Here is a 19,050-nt window from a genome sequence, read left to right as displayed (position 1 = left end):
TTGCATACAATATGGGTGTATACCAAAATACGAATAGTCAATTATACAATATGCAATTATAATTGCATTTCTTCAAAAAAACGAACTAAAAATGAAATTGCACTTGCAAAACTATTTTACTGTGATATGATTAATTCAGAGAGTAAAAGGAGGTTTTCCAATGGCTGATAATAAAGATAATTTTGAAATTAAAATTAATGAAGCTTGGTGTAAGGGCTGCGGTATTTGTATCGCCTTTTGTCCTAAAAAAGTATTAGGATTTAATGAAAATGGAAAAGTAAGCATGTTAGATCGTGAACATTGTATCAAATGTAGGATGTGTGAAATGAGATGTCCTGATTTTGCGATTTTTTTAGGAGGTAAGGAATAATGGCTAAAAAAGTGAAGTTTCTTCAAGGCAATGAGGCATGTGTAGAAGGCGCATTAATGGCTGGTATGAAATTTTATTCAGGATATCCAATCACTCCATCAACTGAAATTGCAGAATTATCAGCAGAGAGATTACCGCAAATAGGTGGTAAATTTATTCAAATGGAAGATGAAATAGCAGGTATTGCTGCGGCAATAGGTGCATCATTGACAGGCAGTAAAGCTATGACTGCAACATCTGGTCCTGGATTTTCTTTAAAACAAGAAAACATAGGATATGCAGCGTTAGCTGAAATTCCTTTAGTAGTTGTAAATGTACAAAGAGGTGGTCCATCTACTGGTCTTCCGACATCACCAGCACAGGGCGATGTTATGCAAGCTAAATGGGGCACACATGGTGATCACCCAGTGATCTGCTTAACACCGGATTCAGTTAAAGAAACTTTTGACTTAACCGTGAGAGCATTTAATTTAGCGGAAAAATACAGAACACCTGTTATTTTATTAACAGATGAAATCACAGGACATATGAGAGAAAAAATCGAAATCCCAGAGCAATCTGAGGTAGAAGTTTATAATAGAGTAAAACCTGAAATGGGATCTGATTATAAAGCATACAGAGTAGAAGAAAATGATCTTGTACCTAAAATGGCATCTTTTGGCGAAGGCTTTAGATATCATGTGACAGGCCTTATGCATGATGAGACAGGTTTCCCAAGCAACAGTACAGCAAATGCAGATGTGCTTATTAAGAGATTAATGGCTAAAATCGATAATAACCTTGATGATATCATTGATTATGAAGAACTGTTTATGGAAGATGCTGAACATGTGATTTTTGCATATGGTGGCACTGCTAGAACTGCTAAAGCAGTTGTGAAGCAACTTCGTAACGAAGGCGTTAAAGTAGGTTTATTTAGACCGATTACCGTATGGCCTTTTCCAGAAGCACGTATAAAAGAAATTGGTGCAAAAGTCAAAGACATTTTAGTAACAGAACTTAACTTTGGACAATTGAAACTCGAAGTGGAAAGATCTGTAGAAGGTAAGTGTCCAGTGAGATTTTATGGAAAAGCAAATGGTGAGATTATTACACCAGAAGAATTAATCCTATCTTTTAGGGAGGTATTATAATGAATAGCCCGTTAGTAGAGAATTATTTTAGAGTTGATAAGTTACCACACATTTGGTGTCCAGGTTGCGGTCATGGTATCATAATGGCTGCAATGGGAAGAGCTATTGAAAATCTAGGACTTGATAAAGATAAAGTATGTATCGTTTCTGGTATCGGCTGTTCGTCAAGAGCGCCAGGGTATATGGACTTCAATACACTTCATACAACTCATGGTAGAGCACTTGCGTTTGCAACTGGTGTTAAACTTGCAAATCCTGAACTCGAAGTTATCGTTGTGGCTGGTGATGGCGATTTATCTGCAATCGGTGGTAACCACTTAATTCATGCCGCTAGAAGAAATATCAATATAACGACGATTTGTTTTAATAATAATATTTATGGCATGACAGGTGGACAATATTCGCCAACGACACCTACTCATGAAAAAGGAACGACAGCACCTTATGGGAATATCGACAGACCTTTTGATATTACTCAATTAGCTGGTGGTGCTGGTGCAACTTATACAGCAAAGACAACCGTTTTCCATGCAACTCAAATGCAAAAATTTATTGAAGCTGCTATACAACATAAGGGATTTTCACTTGTTGAAGCAATTTCGATTTGCCCAACTTACTATGGTAGAAAGAATAAAAAAGGTTCTGTTGTGGATATGATGAACTTCCTTAAAGATAGCTTTGTGGATCGTAAGGTAGCTGAAAAATTACCACCTGAAAAAGTAGAAGGCAAATTCTTAATGGGTGAATTCGTCAACAAAGTCGAACCTGAATACACAGAACTTTACGATGGCATTATCGAAAGACTCAAAAAATAGTGTATAATTAAAGGAGATATGTAAGATGAATAATCAATTAGAGTTAAGATTATCGGGTTCTGGTGGACAAGGACTCATAACTGCGGGTATAATATTAGCAGAGGCAGCATTAAGAGATAATAAAAATGCCATTCAAACCCAGAGCTATGGCCCAGAAGCTAGGGGTGGAGCAAGTAAAGCAGAAGTTATTATAAGTGATAGTGTTATAGATTTTCCAAAAGTTACATTACCAAATATGTCATTGGCATTAACTCAAGTTGCAAGTGACAAGTATATTCGAGATATTTCTGAAGATGGAACTATCATTGTTGATGATTCAATTGAATTGCCTAAAGATCTTAAAGCGAAAAAAATCATTAGCGTTCCAATCATTGAAACTGCAAGAACAGCTATTGGTAAAGAAATTGTTGCAAATATTGTCGCTTTAGGTTTAATTGTTGGGTTAACTGGTATTGTAAGTGCGGAGAGTTTAGAAGCAGCTATTCTATCAAGAGTTCCAAAGGGAACAGAAGATTTAAATAAACTCGCTTTGCAAAAGGGGTATGAACTGGCAAATCAAATGTAAAAGGTGATTTGATGAGTAATTCAGACTTATTAGGACGCATTAGGCAAAGATATTTAACACTTAGTAAAAGTCACAAAAAGATTGCAGACTTTATACTGGAAAACTATGATAAAGTAGCTTTCATGACTGCATCTACCCTTGGTAAAAATGTAAACATCAGTGAATCCACAGTGGTTCGTTTTGCCAATGCTATAGGGTACGAGGGGTACCCTCAATTACAGAAAGAACTTCAGGAGACGATTAAGACAAAGCTCACAACAGTGCAACGCTTTGAACTCTCCAAAGAACACCAAGAAGCTGAGTATTTGACTAAAATCATGGTTAACGATATGGATCACATCAGACAGACGATTGATCAATTTGATTATGATCTCATCGATAAGGTCATCGAAGAAATTATTCATTCGAAGAAAGTTTATATCTTGGGGCTTAGAAGTTCTTCTGTACTGGCCAATTATTTGGGATTTTACCTAAATTTTATTTTGCCAGAAATTCATATTATTCAAGAATCTGCACAGGATGTGTACGATCAACTTTTGAATTTATCAGAGGATGATGTTATGATTGTACTCTCTTTCCCGCGCTATTCTAAGAGGACATATGATTGCGTCAATTACGCAATCAAAAAAAGTGCAACTATTATAGGCATAACAGATGGTATGAATTCACCACTTTATGAGAAAGTTAAATACTGTTTAATTGCTAAATACAACATGAATACATTTATTGATTCATTTGTAGCACCTATGAGTCTCATTAATGCATTGATCATTGGTGTCAGCATACGCAAAGAAGGCGTTGAAAAAAATCTCGAAAAGCTGGAACGCATTTGGGATGATTACGGCGTTTATAATATCAAGTAATTTCATGGATTGATATTTAATTAGATATGCGATATAATTTTAAAGTAAATACCACCCTAGTAGGTGGTATTTGTTTTATTAATATCATTAGTTTTCGTCCAGCTTAGAGGCAGGAATGTTCACCCTCAAGCAGCGTCAGCGAAAATCGATTTGATACACAGATGATTCAACAATAACTGAGATAGAGGTAAATACATGCAAATTATTCAAATAGCCATTGATGGTCCTGCTGGATCGGGCAAGAGTACTGTGGCAAAGATTGTAGCTCAAAATTTGCGCATTACGTATTTAGATACAGGTGCAATGTACAGAGCGGTTACTTATGAGGCTTTAAACAATCATATTGATCTTGACGACTCTACGGCGTTAAGGCGACTTGTGGATGAAATAGATCTGAAAATAACTTTAGAGAGCGTCAATATCAATGGCAAAGACTGTACAGAAGCGATCCGGATGCCAGAAGTTACTCAAAATGTTTCATATGTGGCTAAAGATGCGTATGTAAGAAAAAAAATGGTGGCTTTACAGCAAAAAATAGCTGGGGATCAATCAGTTGTTATGGATGGGAGAGACATTGCAACACACGTCCTGCCCAAGGCACCATACAAATACTTTCTTGTGGCAACGCCAAAGGAACGTGCGAAGAGAAGACTCTTAGAGCTAGAAGCAAAGGGGATTCACATTACATTAGAAGAGATGATTGCAGAAATTGAAGCAAGAGATAAGATTGATCAAGAACGTGCAACAGCGCCTCTTGTTCAGGCGAAGGATGCTAAGTTGATTGACACAACGGCTTTGACTATAGACGATGTTGTGCAGCTTATTTTGGCAGATGTTTTAAAAGCGGGAGTAAAGCGCCACTAAAATTTAGGAGTAAAATATGAATACTTTTTATGCAATTTGCAGTAAAGCTTCTTTTCTTTACTATAAAATTTTTTTTAAACTGGAGTTAATAGGCCGAGAAAATATAGATAGAAATCAAAATTATATCATATGCGGCAACCATTCAAGTTTGCACGATCCCTTTTTATTAGGGGGGGTTTTACCGCTTCAAGCACATTTTATGTCTAAAAAAGAAAATTTCAAGTATAAAATTGTAGGTTGGGTACTGAAAAAAGTATGGGTTTTTCCTGTAGATCGTGATGGCAATGACATCAAAGCCATTAAAACGGCCTTAACCATTTTGAATAAAAAAGATAATTTGGCCCTTTTCCCGGAAGGTACTCGCAATAAAGGTGTTGAGCCATTGCCTGTCAAATCAGGTGTTGCATTGTTTGCAGTTAGAACTAAAACCCCTATTTTACCGGTTACAATCGACTCCAATTTTAAGCTGTTTTCACGTGTGAGAGTTATATTTCATGAACCGGTTGTCTTAGAGGCTTATTATAATCAAAAGGTCGCTTCTGAGACCCTTGAGAGACTATCTCAGGAGATTATGGATGGTATTTATAAATCTATCGAAAATGTTAAATTAGAGAACTTGTAAATTCGCATAAAAAATGATATAATGAATTTTAATGTGTAGAATATTAATTCCTATGCAATATTTGGAGGCAAAATGATTGTTCAAATCGCAAAACATTCTGGTTTCTGTTACGGTGTTAAACGTGCTGTCCAGATATTAGATGACCTCATTGAATCCAATAATGGGCAAAAAAAGGTGTTTACGCTTGGACCAATTATTCATAATAATCAAGTGACTGAATATTATGAAGAAAAAGGTGTAAAAATCATTGAAAAACTTACAGATTTCGTGGATAATAGAGTAGATGGCGATCGTTTAGTTATTCGCTCACATGGTGCCCCAAAGTTTGTATATGATTTAGCAGAAGCACAGGGATTTGTAGTTTATGATGCAACTTGTCCCTATGTTAAAAAAATTCAAAATACAGTTTCATCTTACCACTTAAAAGGTTATAATATAATTATTGTCGGAGATATGAATCATCCGGAAGTACTTGGTATTAATGGTTGGTGTGATGAAAGTGCTACAATTATGAATAACTTACATGATGTAGAAAATATGAAACCTTCCGATGAACCCTTTTGTATTGTAGCACAGACCACGTTTAATTTGAGTACGTGGGATCAAATGATAGACTTATTCAGTAAAAAACTATCTAACGTCATAATCAACAATACGATATGTTTAGCAACTGAACAGAGGCAAAATGCTTGTGTTGAACTCTCAAAATCTGTTGATTTTATGATTGTGATTGGTGGAAAGCATAGTTCAAATACAAGAAAGTTAGTAGAAATATGTAGCAAGAATGCTACGACAATTCACATTGAAACTAAGGATGATTTAGTAGATGTATCCATGTTTAAAAGTGATACAAAAATTGGTATCGCAGCGGGTGCTTCAACACCAGACTGGATTGTTGAATCGGTCATTCTTAAAATAGAAAATGAAGGCGAGGTATTTTTTGATGGAAAATCACAATTCAATGGCTGAGATGATGGAGCAAATCGAAGAATCATTGAGAATTCCAAGAAGAGGGTCAGTTGTTAAAGGAAGCATAATTCAAGTTAATACTGATGTTGTAATCGTAAACATCGGTTATAAATCTGACGGCGTAATTCCTAGAAATGAAGTGTCTGCAGATCCAAACTTTGATATTGAAAGCAATTTTAAAGTAGGACAAGAGCTTGACGTATTCATTGTGAACCATGATAATGGTGAAGGTAATATTTTATTATCACTTAGAAAAGTAAACGTGGATAAAGATTGGACCGAGCTTGAAGCGTTACACGAAAAAGATGCTGAAATCACAGTAAAAATTGCTGACGCTGTAAATGGCGGATTAATTGCATTTTTTAAAGAAATTAGAGGATTTGTTCCGGCATCTCAACTCTCTGACAGATTTGTTAAGAATTTGAGACCTTATATTGGTCAAGAACTTAAAGTGAAAGTAATTGAGATCAATAAACAAAAAAGAAGAGCTGTCTTTTCTCATAAAGAATTTGCTATATTAGAGAAGCAAGCTGTAAGAGAACAATTTTGGAAAACAATCGAAATTGGCAGCGTCGTAAAAGGCGAAGTAAAAAGAATTACCAATTTTGGTGCTTTCGTTGATATTGGTGGCATGGATGGTCTTGTTCACGTAACTGAAATGAGCTGGGGCAGAATTAAACCAGTAAATGATTTTGTCAGTGTAGGCGATACCATTGATGTTAAAATTATTGATGCCAACAAAGATGAAAATAAAATTTCATTAAGTATCAAACAACTTAGCCAAGAACCATGGATGACTTTTGCTGATAAATATGAAGTGGATGGTATCTATGAAGGTAGAGTTGTCAATCTTACTGATTTTGGTGCTTTTGTCGAACTTGAACCGGGTATTGAAGGACTTGTTCACGTTTCACACATTGCTAAAGAGCATGTTGAGAAACCAAGTGACGTTCTTAAAATTAATCAAACAGTTGAAGTGAGAATATTAGAGTATATTGCTGATGAAAAGAAAGTTAAACTTTCAATGAAAGCAGTAAACGATCCAATTCAAGAAGAGGCTGAGCAGGAATAAGAACCTAAGGCCGATGAATTCATTTCATCGGCTTTTTTTTTATTGTAAACAACTGGATAGCCGTTATTGAAACCTATTTGATCTGGAATAGCGTCAGTGAGAATAGAATTGAAATAGTAAAGGCGGCTTTAATCCTGTCACTTTAAATGAAAGGGTGTCTATAAATAGGCGTTCGATCCAGGGTCGAGGTCGATAATTTGTGATTTAAAAGCATATGTGTGGATATAAATGTAGCAGATACTGATTTTTTCAAAAGGAGATTTTATATGGAAGGCTATGAAAAGTTTAAAGAGCGTGTTTTTAATAAGACAAAATTGGACTTAACGCTGTATAAAGAGAGACAAATGAAAAGACGTATTGAATCTTTAATTACAAGACATGGTCTTGGAGATTTTGATTCGTACTTCAAGTTGATAGATACTGATAAAGAGTCGTTTGATGAATTTATTACCTATTTGACTATAAATGTGTCTGAATTTTATAGAAATCCAAGTCAATGGGAAACGTTGCGTGGAGAAGTCTTTCCTGCAATTTTGAAAAGAAATAAGAGACCTAAAATTTGGTCAGCAGCATGTTCTACTGGCGAAGAACCTTATTCACTTGTCATGTGCTTAAGTGAGTTTTTACCGCTTAAGGATATTAAAATTTATGCAGTGGATTTTGATGATGAAGCACTTTCAAAAGCTCAGGTGGGCATTTATTCTGAAAAGAGTATCAAAAATGTGCCCAAGCAATATGTGGACAAATACTTTGAATTGGTGGGTAAATCCTATAGAGTTAAGGATGAGGTTAAGAAGTGTGTCGAATTTAAAAAGATGAACCTGTTGAGAGATCCATATCCAAAAGGATTTGATATAATCATTTGTAGAAATGTCATGATCTATTTTACAGAAGAAGCTAAAGATGAAATGTATAGAAAATTCTACGATTCTCTTGTGAACGATGGCTATTTCTTCGTGGGCAGTACAGAGCAGATTATTCAACCACAACGTTATAATTTTGAATCCAGCCAGACGTTTTTCTATTACAAAAGATAAGCAAACAACAAAAGCAACCAGCAAAAACAAACTAAAAATAAGCCTGCTTGAAAGTGAAACGATATGTTTTGATCTAGGGTAGGTTTTTTAGGTTCTAATGCATTGACGAGTCATAGAAATGCGTTGGCACAATATAGAATGTTAAAAGAAGTGTGATAGAAAAAAGAGTCCCATCCAATGAGACTCTTTAAGTACGTCATAGCCTTAAACCATGTTAAATGCAGAAGGGACAACGATCTTTTCTGCTTCAAATTGTTCTAATGCCTTGTTGATTTCTTTTTGATATGTGTCAGAGAAAGTGAAATTATGTTTGGTATAGAGCTCTATTTTACCTTCATCAGAGAGTTCAACCAACAGAGGATCCATTGGAATTTCAGAGATGAGATGGGTACCCATGCTCTTTGCGGCATCTCGAACTTTGCTCTCACCAAACAACTTGTGTTTTTCATCGCAAGAAGGACAAATAAAATAGCTCATATTCTCAATCACACCGATGATAGGCGTGTGGAGCATTTTTACCATTTTCATGGATTTATTAACCACCATTTTAACAAGATCCTGTGGTGTTGAGACGATTATAATGCCATCTATAGCTAAAGATTGCATAACGGTCAGAGGAACGTCACCGGTACCAGGTGGCAGGTCAATTAATAAATAATCAAGATCTCCCCAAATGACATCTGTATAAAACTGTTTTACAGCATTAGAAATAATTGGGCCCCTCCAGACAACGGGTTCATCTTCATTATCAAGAATGAGATTGATACTCATGATTTTTATGCCACTAGAGGATACGACCGGTTCCACACCACTTGGCGTTCCCATGGCTTTTCTTTGGTTAAGGCCAAAAACTTTTGGAATAGAGGGACCTGTTATATCTGCATCAAGAATTCCTACATTATAGCCTTGTTCTCTTAGTGTAATTGCAGTAAGCGCCGTGACAGATGATTTTCCAACACCGCCTTTACCACTCATAATACCTATGATATTTTTAATGTTGCTAAACTGATTTGGACTTTCTTTTTCCATACTTATGCCTCCTTAAATGGCGTATGCCAATAATATTATATCTTATTATATAAGATAGTCAATGTTATATGTATTATTTAATAGGATTGAAAACAGTTTTATCTTCAAATTTTGGCGATTATGCTATAATGATCTTATTAGAGTATCTCTGGGGGTGAAAAATGGTTTATCGATACATGAAAATGGAAGAGTTAGAGTCATTTTTAGAAATTGATCGCAGGGAAGTTATAGAACATGTTTATTATTACAGAGATGGTAAATTAGAATTAGAAGAAGAGTATTATGAGATGGATGGATTTCCAGAAGGTGAACAGCAAGCTTTACTGGAAAGACAAAGACGAATTCTGGAGGGTGGCGGATATGTTATTGGCGCCTATAATGGTGATACCCTGATCGGGATAACCTCTGTCGAGAATAAGCTTCGAGGCAAAGACTGCAATTATATTAAAATGGATATTCTATTTGTATCTAAAAATTATAGAGGGCGTGGGATTGCAAAGGCCCTTATGGAAAGTGCTGTGAAAGCCGCCAGAAAATTGAACGGCAAGAAATTGTATATTTCGGCAACACCGTCAGAGAACACGATCAATTTTTATTTTAGCATGGGTTGTGTTTTAGCCAAGGCGCTTGACGAAGAATTGTTCAATTTAGAACCGTATGATATTCATCTGGAGTTGGATTTAGAAGGCAGGTAGCATATGATGCATTTAAAAATAGGGTTTCAGATCGGTCTCATAATAATTTTTTTTATTGTCGTGTTTGATGGCTATTACATATTGCGAATGAGTCATCAGATTCGAAAAAGCATGTTAGAAAATAAACATTAGATACTTCGAAATGAAGTGCGCAAAGACTGTCTATATACAATTGTATGAAAATAGAATCGTCCCAATGAACGATTCTATTTTTATAGATTTTCCTTTATAATAGAATTACATTTGGTATTGAACTTGCGTGATATAGAGTATGAAGGCTAAAACTAATAGTCAGAAATGAGGGATTATTTTGAATAATTTTTTTAGTTGTGTTTTAGAAAACCAAAATGTATTCGAAGAAATTACGAATGCCATCATTTTAGTAGATCATGAAGGTAGAGTGAAGAATATCAATGAAAGAGCGATTCAACTCTTAAACATACCGATTGAGCAAGCCATAGACAAACCTATTTTAGAGGTCTATGCAGAGTCTAAATTGATGGATACATTTAAAACGCTTACGGTGGATCATGATGTAAGCATTGTAATAAACGGAAGACACTGTATTACTTCTAGAATTCCGGTCTTTGAAGGTGGTAAACCCGTGGGGGCAATTGCTATCTTTGATGATGTAACCAAATATGAGGCGCTTAACGAAAAACTTAAAGCGGATCAAAGTGAAATGGTTATTTTAAAATCCATACTAGAGTTGGCATACGATGGCATTTTAGTTGTGGATCTAAATGGCAATATCACCATGATATCCAACGCCTATAAGCGGTTTTTAGGTTTAGAAGATGATGAAGTGATTGGCAAACACGTGACACAGGTCATCCCTAACACGCGCATGCATATTGTTGCAAAGACAGGTGTGCCTGAAATAAATGATTTTCAAGAGATTCGCGGAGATTATATGGTGGCGACTCGAATTCCCTATTATGTGGATGGCAAGCAGGCAGGTGCCATTGGGAAAGTCATTTTCAGAAATGTATCTGAGCTTCATAATATCAATAAGAAATATACTAAAATTGAACAGGAACTTCGAAACTTAAGATCGGAAATCAGCAGTATACACAAGGCGAAGTACACTTTTGAACAAATTATCACTTCAAATGATCAAATGAATAAATTGAAACATCAAGCCAAAAAAATAGCATATACGAAATCCAATGTGCTCATACAGGGCGAAAGTGGAACGGGAAAAGAGTTGTTTGCTCATGCGATTCACCAAGAAAGCAATCGACATGATATGCCGTTTATTTCTGTCAACTGTGCGGCAATCCCAGAGCAACTATTGGAGTCAGAACTTTTCGGCTATGAAAAAGGTGCTTTCACAGGAGCCGATAAAAATGGTCGTATAGGTAAATTTGAACTTGCAGATCTCGGTACGATTTTTTTAGATGAAATTGGCGATATGCCCCTGCAAATGCAGGCCAAAATACTGAGAGTTTTGCAAGAAGGTGAAGTGGAGCGGGTGGGCTCTAACAGACCTAAGCAAATTGATGTAAGGGTAATTGCGGCCACTAATAGAAATCTGCTTGAGATGGTTGAAGCCAAACAATTTAGAGAAGATCTCTATTATCGTTTAAATGTGATCAACCTTAAAATACCACCACTTAGAGACCGAAAAGAAGATGTAATGCTGTTGAGCAAGCATTTCATAGATCAGCTCAATCAGCAAGATCATGGAAAAGTGAGGGGAATTTCTGAAAAGGCACAATTTCTACTTTCACATTATCAATGGCAGGGCAATATTAGAGAACTTAGAAATATCATTGAACGAGCTTATAATATCATGGAAGGGGACGATTTTATTCAGCCGTATCACTTGCCAGCTTTTATGAAGACCACTGAGCTGGATTACACTGGAGAACCCCTTAAACATATGATGGAGATTTATGAAAAAAAACTCTTACTTGAAAGGTTGATTTATTTTAAGGGCAATAAGACTAAAACTGCTGGAGATTTGGGGATTTCTAGAATGGCATTACACACAAAGTTAGAAAAATATGATCTCAGATAGCAACAATGAAATGATTACAAATAGGAAAGCGTAAATAAATGTTTACAATTTGAAGAGTGTTGTCAATTATGTCAATAAAACTTGACACTTGTTACAGTGCTATAAAAAAAGCGTAAATCATAGTTTACGCTTTTTTTGAATTTTAGTGCAAAAAGCAAAAGATTCCCTCAATTATTGTTCGTGTTTTAAACAATTTTAAATGAAAATGCATTTTTTTGTGTTCAAAAGTTTGGCACGCGTTTTGCGATTGTATAGGGTGGAGGTGAATTTTCTATGGGAGACTTAACAAATATGATGCGCAACTTAAAAAAACCATTGGTGTTCAATTTGATTTATCAAGGCCTTTTGTTGTTTACGATCGGACAACAAATATATTATCCGCAAAGCTATAAGTATATGCACTTGGTAGTTTTGTTAGTGAGAATTTTGATTTCAGAGACTTATCAAAATGAATACCGTGTCTTCAAATGGGATCAGCTTTTTATACCAATGGTGTTTATGAGTGCAATAATTTCCATCATTGAAAAGGTCTCAGGTACAAATTTAGGTTTATTGTATTTGATGATTTTATTGGGACTCATATGGATGCTTGCAGTTTTGATTGCAAATGTCATTAAAGATTCTAAAAATCATCTCAAAGAAAAAATGCATCCAAAACACGTGGATGCATACAAAAAAGGCAAACACTTCATACTAGGGGTATTTTATAGCCTCTACGCAATTGCCATAGCGGCATTTGCATATACTCTTTACGAGTTAATTCAATTAGTTGTTGGAAATTAAATTTTCTATTAAAAATTTAGGGGGACAAAGATGTTAGGTGTATTAGCGATATTATTGACGTTATTTTCTCTTATGTATTTCGCGTATCGTGGCGTAACAGTACTTGTATTGGCACCAATTTTAGCAATGATTGCAGCACTTTTGTCAGGAGAGATACCAGCGTTGCATGCACTATCTAATATTTTCATGCCAGCAGCAGCTGGATATATCCAAGCTTATTTTCCGGTCTTTTTAGCGGGCGCAATATTTGGTAAATTAATGGGCGTTACTGGGGCAGCAACCTCAATCGCACATTTTATTTCAGACAAATTTGGTAAGAAACATGCCATTGCAGCAGTTGTTGTTGCGACTTCACTTTTAACTTATGGTGGGGTTTCACTGTTTGTAGTTGTATTTGCAATGTATCCGATAGGTGCAATGCTTCTAAGAGAAGCAGATGTTCCAAAGAGATTATTGCCTGCTGCCATTGCACTGGGTGCATTTACATTTACAATGACGGCGATGCCAGGATCACCACAATACCTTAATACAATGCCAACCGTTTACTTTGGCACAGATATCTATGCAGGTCCAATTTTAGGTCTTATTGGGAGTTCAATTATGTTTTTCGGGGGTCTTTGGTGGTTAAACAGAAGAGCGGCACAAGCAGCAGCTGCTGGTGAAGGCTACGGAAATCATGAAAATGAAGGATTACATGAGCTCGGCGATGACCTTCCAAACTTTGGCATTTCAGCAACACCAATCATTTTAGTATTTGTTTTAAACTTTATCTTTACGAAGATTTACTTTGCAAATCCTTCAATCATCGCTTCATATGAAGCCGCTGGTTCTAAAATCAATGGGACTTGGCCAGTTGTATTAGGGCTTTCAATTTCAATCGTATTTATTTTAATTTCAATGAGAAAGTTCTTAGTCAATACGAATAAAATTGTATTTGACGGTGCGGTGGGTTCATTGTTACCGATTTTCAACACAGGCTCAGAAGTGGGTTACGGTGGTGTAATCAAGTCTCTTGCAGCATTTACAACAGTAAAATTAGGTATCGTTGCACTTGCGATTCCTTCAATCTTTAAAGTTGCAATTTCAACAACTTTACTTGCTGGTATAGTAGGCTCTTCTTCTGGTGGTACTGCCATTGCACTTGAAGTGCTTTCAAAAGAATTCTTGTCAATGGGCATTGATCCGCAAGCACTTCATAGAATCATGCTTATGGCATCAGGCGGTCTCGATACGTTGCCACACTGTGGTGCTGTAATCACATTGTTATCCGTTTGTAAACTTAATCATAAAGAAAGTTACTTTGATATTGCAGCAATGACCGCTGTGATCCCGCTGATCGCTGTCTTTGTTGTATCAATATTCTATCTCGTAACTGGAATCGTATAAGGAGGATCACATGAATAAAGTGATGTCACTTGAAGACGCAATTGCGCTCATCCAAGATGGTTCAACATTAGTTACCGGAGGATTTGTAGGTAATATGCACCCTGAAGCACTGAGCAGAGGTGTGGAAGAGGCATTTATAAAGAATGGACATCCAAAGGATTTAACTCTGGTTTATGCAGCAGGACAAGGCGATGGCAAAGATCGAGGTTTAAATCACTTTGGACATGTAGGCCTTGTAAAAAAAGTAGTCGGTGGACACTGGGGACTAGCGCCAAAACTTGGCAAATTAGCACTAGATGAGCAAATCGACGCATACAATTTTCCACAAGGTGTTATCTCTCACTTGTTCAGGGCAATTGCCGGCGGCAAACCGGGCGTTATTTCAAAGGTTGGTCTAAAAACTTTTGTGGACCCACGATTAGAGGGTGGCAAAATAAACAATAGGACTCAAGATGAACTGGTAGAACTTATGACTATAAATAATGAGGATTGGCTTTTTTATAAAGCCTTTCCCATAGATTTTGCCTTTATTAGAGGCACATATGCAGACAGTTTTGGCAACTGCACCTTTGAAAAGGAATGCTTAAGCCTTGAAATGCTGTCTATGGCACAAGCCGTCAAGAATTCTGGTGGCAAAGTCATTCTTCAAGTGGAAAAGATAGTTGAAGATGGATCGATTAACTCTAAAATGGTCAAAATTCCTGGCATCTATGTGGATGCAATTGTGGAAGCGGAACAACATGAACACATGCAAACCTTCGCAGAACAATATAATCCATCTTATAGTCAGGACATTAAAGTACCTGTTCAGAGCATTCCACCAATGGCGCTTAATGAGCGTAAGGTAATTGCAAGAAGAGCTGCCATGGAACTCAAGGAAAATGCTATTATGAATCTTGGTATTGGGATACCTGAAGGCGTTTCCATGGTGGCCAATGAAGAAAATATCAAAGGTCTGATTCTGACAACGGAAGCTGGCACCATTGGGGGCATCCCAGCAGGTGGACTAAGTTTCGGAGCGGCTATAAATCCAGATATGATTATAGATCAACCCTATCAGTTTGACTTTTATGATGGCGGTGGACTGGATGTTACTTTTTTAGGACTTGCACAATGTGATCCTAAAGGCAATGTCAACGTTTCAAAATTTGGACCTAAAGTTGCTGGTTGCGGTGGCTTCATCAATATTTCTCAAAATGCAAAAAAAGTAGTCTACTGCGGGACTTTCACAGCAGGTGGTCTAAAACTAGAAGTTAAAGAGGGTAAATTGACCATATTAAACGAAGGTAAATCCAAGAAGTTTTTAACAGATGTAGAACAGATTACTTTCTCTGGTGAATATGCCTATGAAATAGGGCAACCGGTGATTTATGTGACAGAGAGAGCTGTCTTTGAATTATCTGAAAAGGGATTGACTTTAACTGAAATTGCACCAGGAGTTGATTTACAAAAGGACATCATCGATCAAATGTATTTTAAGCCTGCAATTTCAGAGAATTTAAAAGAAATGGACAGTCGAATTTTTAATGAAGGCCCAATGGGGTTAAACTTATAATTTTGGAGGCACAATGAGATTACAAGGTAAAGTGGCCATCGTAACAGGTGGTGCACAGGGTATTGGTAGAGCAATTAGTGAAACATTTGAAAGAGAAGGCGCAAAAGTTATTGCAGTGGATATGCAAGAGGCAACCTTTAATTCTGAAAATATAAAAGGCTATGCGCTGAATGTAACAGACAGAAATGCAATTGTTGAGTTTTTCAACTGGGCGGTTGCTGAATACGGTAAAATAGATATTCTTGTGAATAATGCTGGTATTACAAGAGATGGCTTAATTCACAAGATGACTGAAGAAATGTGGGATATGGTCATAGATGTCAACCTTAAAGGCGTCTTTAACATGACACAGGTTATTGGACCGCAAATGATGACACAGGGGCAAGGCAGTATTATCAATATTGCATCTGTTGTTGGAGAATATGGCAATGTGGGTCAAACAAATTATGCTGCAACAAAAGCTGGCGTTATTGGCATGGCAAAAACATGGGCGAAAGAGTTTTCCAGAAAAGGTGCAGCAGTGAGAGTTAACTCGGTGGCACCGGGTTATGTCAATACTGAAATGATGAAAACAGTACCGGATAAAGTGCTCGATCCGATTAGAGCGAAGACAATGCTTGGCAGATTGGGCGAACCGCAAGAAATCGCAAATGCTTGTCTGTTCCTAGCGAGTGATGAAGCCTCATTTATAACAGGGCATAATCTTTCTGTCAATGGTGGTTTGAGATTATAGGAGGTATTAAATGAGGGACGTTGTAATTGTATCCGCTGTAAGAACACCCGTTGGGGCTTATGGCGGTGCATTAAAAACATTAAGTGCAGTTGATTTGGGTACAATAGCGGCAAAAGAAGCGATAAAGCGCGCTGGTATTGAACCCAATCAAATTGATGAAGTATTAGTCGGCAATATTCTGAGTGCCGGTTGTGGTCAAAATGTGGCGAGACAAGTATCCATTCACGCAGGTGTGCCTGTGGAAGTGCCAGCTATGTCTGTGAATATCTTATGTGGATCTGGCCTCAGAAGCGTGAGTCTTGCAGCGCAAATTATCGCTTCTGACGGTGCAGACGTGATTTTGTGTGGTGGGACTGAAAGTATGTCCAATGCACCTTATTTATCGCCTTCTAATCGATGGGGACAAAAAATGGGCCACTATGAAATGGTGGATCACATGATAAAAGATGCATTAACGGATGCTTTTAACAATTATCACATGGGCATTACAGCAGAGAATATTGCTGAACAATGGGCTTTAACAAGGGAAATGCAAGACCAATTTGCTGTGGCAAGTCAAAATAAAGCAGAAGCCGCTCAAAAATCTGGTCGCTTTAAGGATGAAATCGTATCGGTTGAAATTCCTTCTAGACGTGGTGAGCCAACTGTAGTGGCAGAAGATGAGTATATTAGATATGGTGCAACATATGATGCACTACAAAAACTAAAACCAGCTTTTAAAAAGGATGGCACTGTAACTGCCGGGAACGCATCAGGAATCAATGATGGCGCAGCGATGCTCATCGTCATGAGCAAAGAAAAAGCAGAGGCACTTGGACTTGAATATCTTGCTGTGATTAAAGGGTATGGCACCAAAGGCGTTGATCCTTCTATTATGGGCTATGGGCCTGTTCCAGCAACTTTGGCTGCTCTAAAAGCATTCAATTGGAAAATTGAAGACATTGAACTCGTTGAAGCTAATGAAGCTTTTGCAGCTCAATCCTTAGCAGTTGTAAAAGACTTGAATCTCAATCCTGAAATCGTCAACGTCAACGGTGGTGCCATTGCATTAGGACATCCAGTTGGTGCAAGCGGTGCTAGGATTTTGGTAACCCTCTTACACGAAATGCAAAAGAGAGATGCTAAAAAAGGTCTTGCAACGCTGTGCATTGGTGGTGGCATGGGGACGTCGCTACTCATAGAACGTCCGTAGAAATTTGAAAAGAATAATGAAAGTACTATTATAATCGATTTTCAGTAGACTCTGAGCATGGTCTATTTTGAAAATAAATGTATGGCCTTTAAGTGAAAAATAGAATCCTTAGAATCCCAATTGGAGCGCATCGAAAAAGATGCGCTCTTTTTCTAATTCAGTGTAGAATAGAATTTAATGGTTTTTTAATAGCTATTCTATGTTCAAAAAGTTATGATTGAATTGTGCCAGCGGATAAGTTTTAAAATAGAAATAAACAGACAATGACTTAATAATTAGGAGTAAATATATATGGAAATTAAATTTAAGAATTGCGAGCAGGTGACATCACATTTAAAATACGTTGTCATTGTGTCCAGATATGAGGGTCAGTGGCTGCTTGTTAAACATAGAGAGAGAACAACTTGGGAAATACCCGGGGGACATATAGAGCCAGGGGAAACGCCGGATGAAGCCGCTAGAAGAGAACTTATAGAAGAGAGTACGGCAGATCAATTTACACTTGTGCCCATAAGTGACTACAGCGTTACAAGAGCGGGAGAGGTGGGTTATGGCAGACTATATTATGCTGAAATTAGACATCTGAAATTAAATTTTGATTATGAAATAGAACGCTGTCAGGGCTTTGATGTATTGCCAGAGGCATTGACTTACCCAGAGATACAACCGCATTTGTTGGCATATGTAAAGAAACACATAAATAACCAGAAATAGAGAAAGGAGCGTAAAGTCGTCTAATGAAAAATAAAAAAAACACATGGGAAGAGCTTAGTAAAAAAAGAAATGGCGTGCATGAAAAAGCCACTTTCACAAAACAAGAAAAAGTGACGTTTCAGTACAAAAACAATATTATTTTACTTGAAGGTTACATGACAATTGTTGGGAATACTCCTATTGTGAATACACGTATAAGAACTATTTTTAAAAATCCTCATCAGTTGAATTTCAAGATTTATCATGAAGGTTTTTTCAGTAGTATAGGTAAAATGTTGGGGATGCAAGATATCCTCATTGGTGACGATGAATTTGATCAACGCTTTGTGGTCAAGAGCAATGATGAAAAAAAAATAAAACAATTGCTCAATGATTATAAATTAAAGTCACTTTTACTTTTTGGAAAACCAATTACAATTGAAACGAAGTTAAAAGATAAATGTTTAAAAAGTTCTGATGAAAGTATTCTTTCATATGAGGCAACAGGCATTATTAAAGATTTAGATACTCTTGAGAATATTTTAAATATTTTTGAAAGGTTTATAGAGTGCATGATTGAAATTGGATTCTCAGATGAATCACAAATAACTTCTGTCCTTAAATCATAAGGGGCCCAAGATCATTTAGTTG

The 19,050-nt window shown here is 36.8% G+C and carries 20 protein-coding genes; 19 read left to right on the top strand and 1 reads right to left on the bottom strand.

Features of this window, described 5'->3' with window-relative positions:
* The first annotated feature begins 160 nt into the window (after nucleotides 1-160).
* The 10 genes from ISU02_RS11045 to ISU02_RS11000 all read left to right on the top strand — a co-directional run bounded on the left by ISU02_RS11045 (nucleotide 161) and on the right by ISU02_RS11000 (nucleotide 8,310).
* Nucleotides 161-370: a 4Fe-4S dicluster domain-containing protein gene (locus ISU02_RS11045; protein WP_194701905.1), complete on the top strand. Its 210-nt coding sequence runs from the start codon at nucleotides 161-163 to the stop codon at nucleotides 368-370.
* Nucleotides 370-1,503 carry a 2-oxoacid:acceptor oxidoreductase subunit alpha gene (locus tag ISU02_RS11040; protein WP_194701904.1) on the top strand — a complete coding sequence of 378 codons (1,134 nt, stop codon included), beginning with the start codon at nucleotides 370-372 and terminating at the stop codon, nucleotides 1,501-1,503. Before ISU02_RS11045 ends, ISU02_RS11040 begins: the two co-directional genes overlap by 1 nt.
* Nucleotides 1,503-2,318: a 2-oxoacid:ferredoxin oxidoreductase subunit beta gene (locus ISU02_RS11035; protein ID WP_194701903.1), complete on the top strand. Its 816-nt coding sequence runs from the start codon at nucleotides 1,503-1,505 to the stop codon at nucleotides 2,316-2,318. Before ISU02_RS11040 ends, ISU02_RS11035 begins: the two co-directional genes overlap by 1 nt.
* A 25-nt stretch (nucleotides 2,319-2,343) precedes the next feature.
* Nucleotides 2,344-2,883, top strand: coding sequence for a 2-oxoacid:acceptor oxidoreductase family protein (locus ISU02_RS11030; protein ID WP_194701902.1), 540 nt, complete (start codon nucleotides 2,344-2,346; stop codon nucleotides 2,881-2,883).
* A gap of 11 nt (nucleotides 2,884-2,894) precedes the next feature.
* A complete protein-coding gene (locus ISU02_RS11025) occupies nucleotides 2,895-3,746 on the top strand; it encodes a MurR/RpiR family transcriptional regulator (RefSeq protein ID WP_194701901.1) in 852 nt (283 codons plus the stop codon).
* 195 nt (nucleotides 3,747-3,941) lie between these two features.
* On the top strand, nucleotides 3,942-4,610 hold the full coding sequence (gene cmk, locus ISU02_RS11020; protein ID WP_194701900.1) for a (d)CMP kinase: 669 nt from the start codon (nucleotides 3,942-3,944) through the stop codon (nucleotides 4,608-4,610).
* Between the two features lie 16 nt (nucleotides 4,611-4,626).
* A complete protein-coding gene (locus ISU02_RS11015; protein ID WP_194701899.1) occupies nucleotides 4,627-5,232 on the top strand; it encodes a lysophospholipid acyltransferase family protein in 606 nt (201 codons plus the stop codon).
* A gap of 72 nt (nucleotides 5,233-5,304) precedes the next feature.
* A complete protein-coding gene (ispH, locus tag ISU02_RS11010; protein ID WP_194701898.1) occupies nucleotides 5,305-6,201 on the top strand; it encodes a 4-hydroxy-3-methylbut-2-enyl diphosphate reductase in 897 nt (298 codons plus the stop codon).
* A complete protein-coding gene (rpsA, locus tag ISU02_RS11005; RefSeq protein WP_207736265.1) occupies nucleotides 6,176-7,273 on the top strand; it encodes a 30S ribosomal protein S1 in 1,098 nt (365 codons plus the stop codon). The genes ispH and rpsA overlap by 26 nt, the downstream gene beginning before the upstream one ends.
* A 266-nt stretch (nucleotides 7,274-7,539) precedes the next feature.
* Complete coding sequence (locus tag ISU02_RS11000; RefSeq protein WP_194701896.1) at nucleotides 7,540-8,310, top strand: CheR family methyltransferase; 771 nt, start codon at nucleotides 7,540-7,542, stop codon at nucleotides 8,308-8,310.
* A 204-nt stretch (nucleotides 8,311-8,514) separates the two neighbouring features.
* Here the strand turns inward: ISU02_RS11000 and ISU02_RS10995 are convergent, their stop codons facing one another.
* Nucleotides 8,515-9,339, bottom strand: a complete 825-nt coding sequence (locus tag ISU02_RS10995; RefSeq protein WP_194701895.1) for an Mrp/NBP35 family ATP-binding protein — start codon at nucleotides 9,337-9,339, stop codon at nucleotides 8,515-8,517.
* 161 nt (nucleotides 9,340-9,500) lie between these two features.
* Here ISU02_RS10995 and ISU02_RS10990 point away from each other — a divergent pair, with 161 nt between their 5' ends.
* From ISU02_RS10990 to ISU02_RS10950, 9 genes are all read left to right on the top strand, one after another.
* The gene (locus ISU02_RS10990) at nucleotides 9,501-10,034 is read left to right on the top strand and encodes a GNAT family N-acetyltransferase (protein WP_194701894.1); all 534 of its coding nucleotides are present in this window, start codon (nucleotides 9,501-9,503) and stop codon (nucleotides 10,032-10,034) included.
* Between the two features lie 310 nt (nucleotides 10,035-10,344).
* Nucleotides 10,345-12,057, top strand: a complete 1,713-nt coding sequence (locus tag ISU02_RS10985; protein WP_194701893.1) for a sigma 54-interacting transcriptional regulator — start codon at nucleotides 10,345-10,347, stop codon at nucleotides 12,055-12,057.
* 273 nt (nucleotides 12,058-12,330) lie between these two features.
* Complete coding sequence (locus ISU02_RS10980) at nucleotides 12,331-12,840, top strand: hypothetical protein (RefSeq protein ID WP_194701892.1); 510 nt, start codon at nucleotides 12,331-12,333, stop codon at nucleotides 12,838-12,840.
* A gap of 30 nt (nucleotides 12,841-12,870) precedes the next feature.
* Nucleotides 12,871-14,226 (top strand): GntP family permease, encoded by a 1,356-nt coding sequence (locus ISU02_RS10975; RefSeq protein WP_194701891.1) that lies wholly within the window; start codon nucleotides 12,871-12,873, stop codon nucleotides 14,224-14,226.
* Between the two features lie 10 nt (nucleotides 14,227-14,236).
* On the top strand, nucleotides 14,237-15,781 hold the full coding sequence (locus ISU02_RS10970; RefSeq protein ID WP_194701890.1) for an acyl CoA:acetate/3-ketoacid CoA transferase: 1,545 nt from the start codon (nucleotides 14,237-14,239) through the stop codon (nucleotides 15,779-15,781).
* A 13-nt stretch (nucleotides 15,782-15,794) separates the two neighbouring features.
* The gene (locus ISU02_RS10965) at nucleotides 15,795-16,514 is read left to right on the top strand and encodes a beta-ketoacyl-ACP reductase (RefSeq protein WP_194701889.1); all 720 of its coding nucleotides are present in this window, start codon (nucleotides 15,795-15,797) and stop codon (nucleotides 16,512-16,514) included.
* Nucleotides 16,515-16,524: 10 nt separating this feature from the next.
* The gene (locus ISU02_RS10960) at nucleotides 16,525-17,706 is read left to right on the top strand and encodes an acetyl-CoA C-acetyltransferase (RefSeq protein WP_194701888.1); all 1,182 of its coding nucleotides are present in this window, start codon (nucleotides 16,525-16,527) and stop codon (nucleotides 17,704-17,706) included.
* Nucleotides 17,707-17,997: 291 nt separating this feature from the next.
* A complete protein-coding gene (locus tag ISU02_RS10955; RefSeq protein WP_194701887.1) occupies nucleotides 17,998-18,420 on the top strand; it encodes an NUDIX hydrolase in 423 nt (140 codons plus the stop codon).
* 23 nt (nucleotides 18,421-18,443) lie between these two features.
* Nucleotides 18,444-19,028: a hypothetical protein gene (locus ISU02_RS10950; RefSeq protein WP_194701886.1), complete on the top strand. Its 585-nt coding sequence runs from the start codon at nucleotides 18,444-18,446 to the stop codon at nucleotides 19,026-19,028.
* The last annotated feature ends 22 nt before the right edge of the window (nucleotides 19,029-19,050 follow it).

It is taken from the genome of Fusibacter ferrireducens, from assembly GCF_015352425.1.
Lineage (GTDB): Bacteria > Bacillota > Clostridia > Peptostreptococcales > Acidaminobacteraceae > Fusibacter_A > Fusibacter_A ferrireducens.
This window is presented reverse-complemented; position numbering and strand designations above follow the sequence as displayed.

Coding starts and splice junctions, on each gene's coding strand:
- ISU02_RS11045 (WP_194701905.1), top strand. CDS start 161: ATGGCTGATAATAAAGATAATTTTGAAATTAAAATTAATGAAGCTTGG.
- ISU02_RS11040 (WP_194701904.1), top strand. CDS start 370: ATGGCTAAAAAAGTGAAGTTTCTTCAAGGCAATGAGGCATGTGTAGAA.
- ISU02_RS11035 (WP_194701903.1), top strand. CDS start 1,503: ATGAATAGCCCGTTAGTAGAGAATTATTTTAGAGTTGATAAGTTACCA.
- ISU02_RS11030 (WP_194701902.1), top strand. CDS start 2,344: ATGAATAATCAATTAGAGTTAAGATTATCGGGTTCTGGTGGACAAGGA.
- ISU02_RS11025 (WP_194701901.1), top strand. CDS start 2,895: ATGAGTAATTCAGACTTATTAGGACGCATTAGGCAAAGATATTTAACA.
- cmk (WP_194701900.1), top strand. CDS start 3,942: ATGCAAATTATTCAAATAGCCATTGATGGTCCTGCTGGATCGGGCAAG.
- ISU02_RS11015 (WP_194701899.1), top strand. CDS start 4,627: ATGAATACTTTTTATGCAATTTGCAGTAAAGCTTCTTTTCTTTACTAT.
- ispH (WP_194701898.1), top strand. CDS start 5,305: ATGATTGTTCAAATCGCAAAACATTCTGGTTTCTGTTACGGTGTTAAA.
- rpsA (WP_207736265.1), top strand. CDS start 6,176: ATGGAAAATCACAATTCAATGGCTGAGATGATGGAGCAAATCGAAGAA.
- ISU02_RS11000 (WP_194701896.1), top strand. CDS start 7,540: ATGGAAGGCTATGAAAAGTTTAAAGAGCGTGTTTTTAATAAGACAAAA.
- ISU02_RS10995 (WP_194701895.1), bottom strand. CDS start 9,339: ATGGAAAAAGAAAGTCCAAATCAGTTTAGCAACATTAAAAATATCATA.
- ISU02_RS10990 (WP_194701894.1), top strand. CDS start 9,501: ATGGTTTATCGATACATGAAAATGGAAGAGTTAGAGTCATTTTTAGAA.
- ISU02_RS10980 (WP_194701892.1), top strand. CDS start 12,331: ATGGGAGACTTAACAAATATGATGCGCAACTTAAAAAAACCATTGGTG.
- ISU02_RS10975 (WP_194701891.1), top strand. CDS start 12,871: ATGTTAGGTGTATTAGCGATATTATTGACGTTATTTTCTCTTATGTAT.
- ISU02_RS10970 (WP_194701890.1), top strand. CDS start 14,237: ATGAATAAAGTGATGTCACTTGAAGACGCAATTGCGCTCATCCAAGAT.
- ISU02_RS10965 (WP_194701889.1), top strand. CDS start 15,795: ATGAGATTACAAGGTAAAGTGGCCATCGTAACAGGTGGTGCACAGGGT.
- ISU02_RS10960 (WP_194701888.1), top strand. CDS start 16,525: ATGAGGGACGTTGTAATTGTATCCGCTGTAAGAACACCCGTTGGGGCT.
- ISU02_RS10955 (WP_194701887.1), top strand. CDS start 17,998: ATGGAAATTAAATTTAAGAATTGCGAGCAGGTGACATCACATTTAAAA.
- ISU02_RS10950 (WP_194701886.1), top strand. CDS start 18,444: ATGAAAAATAAAAAAAACACATGGGAAGAGCTTAGTAAAAAAAGAAAT.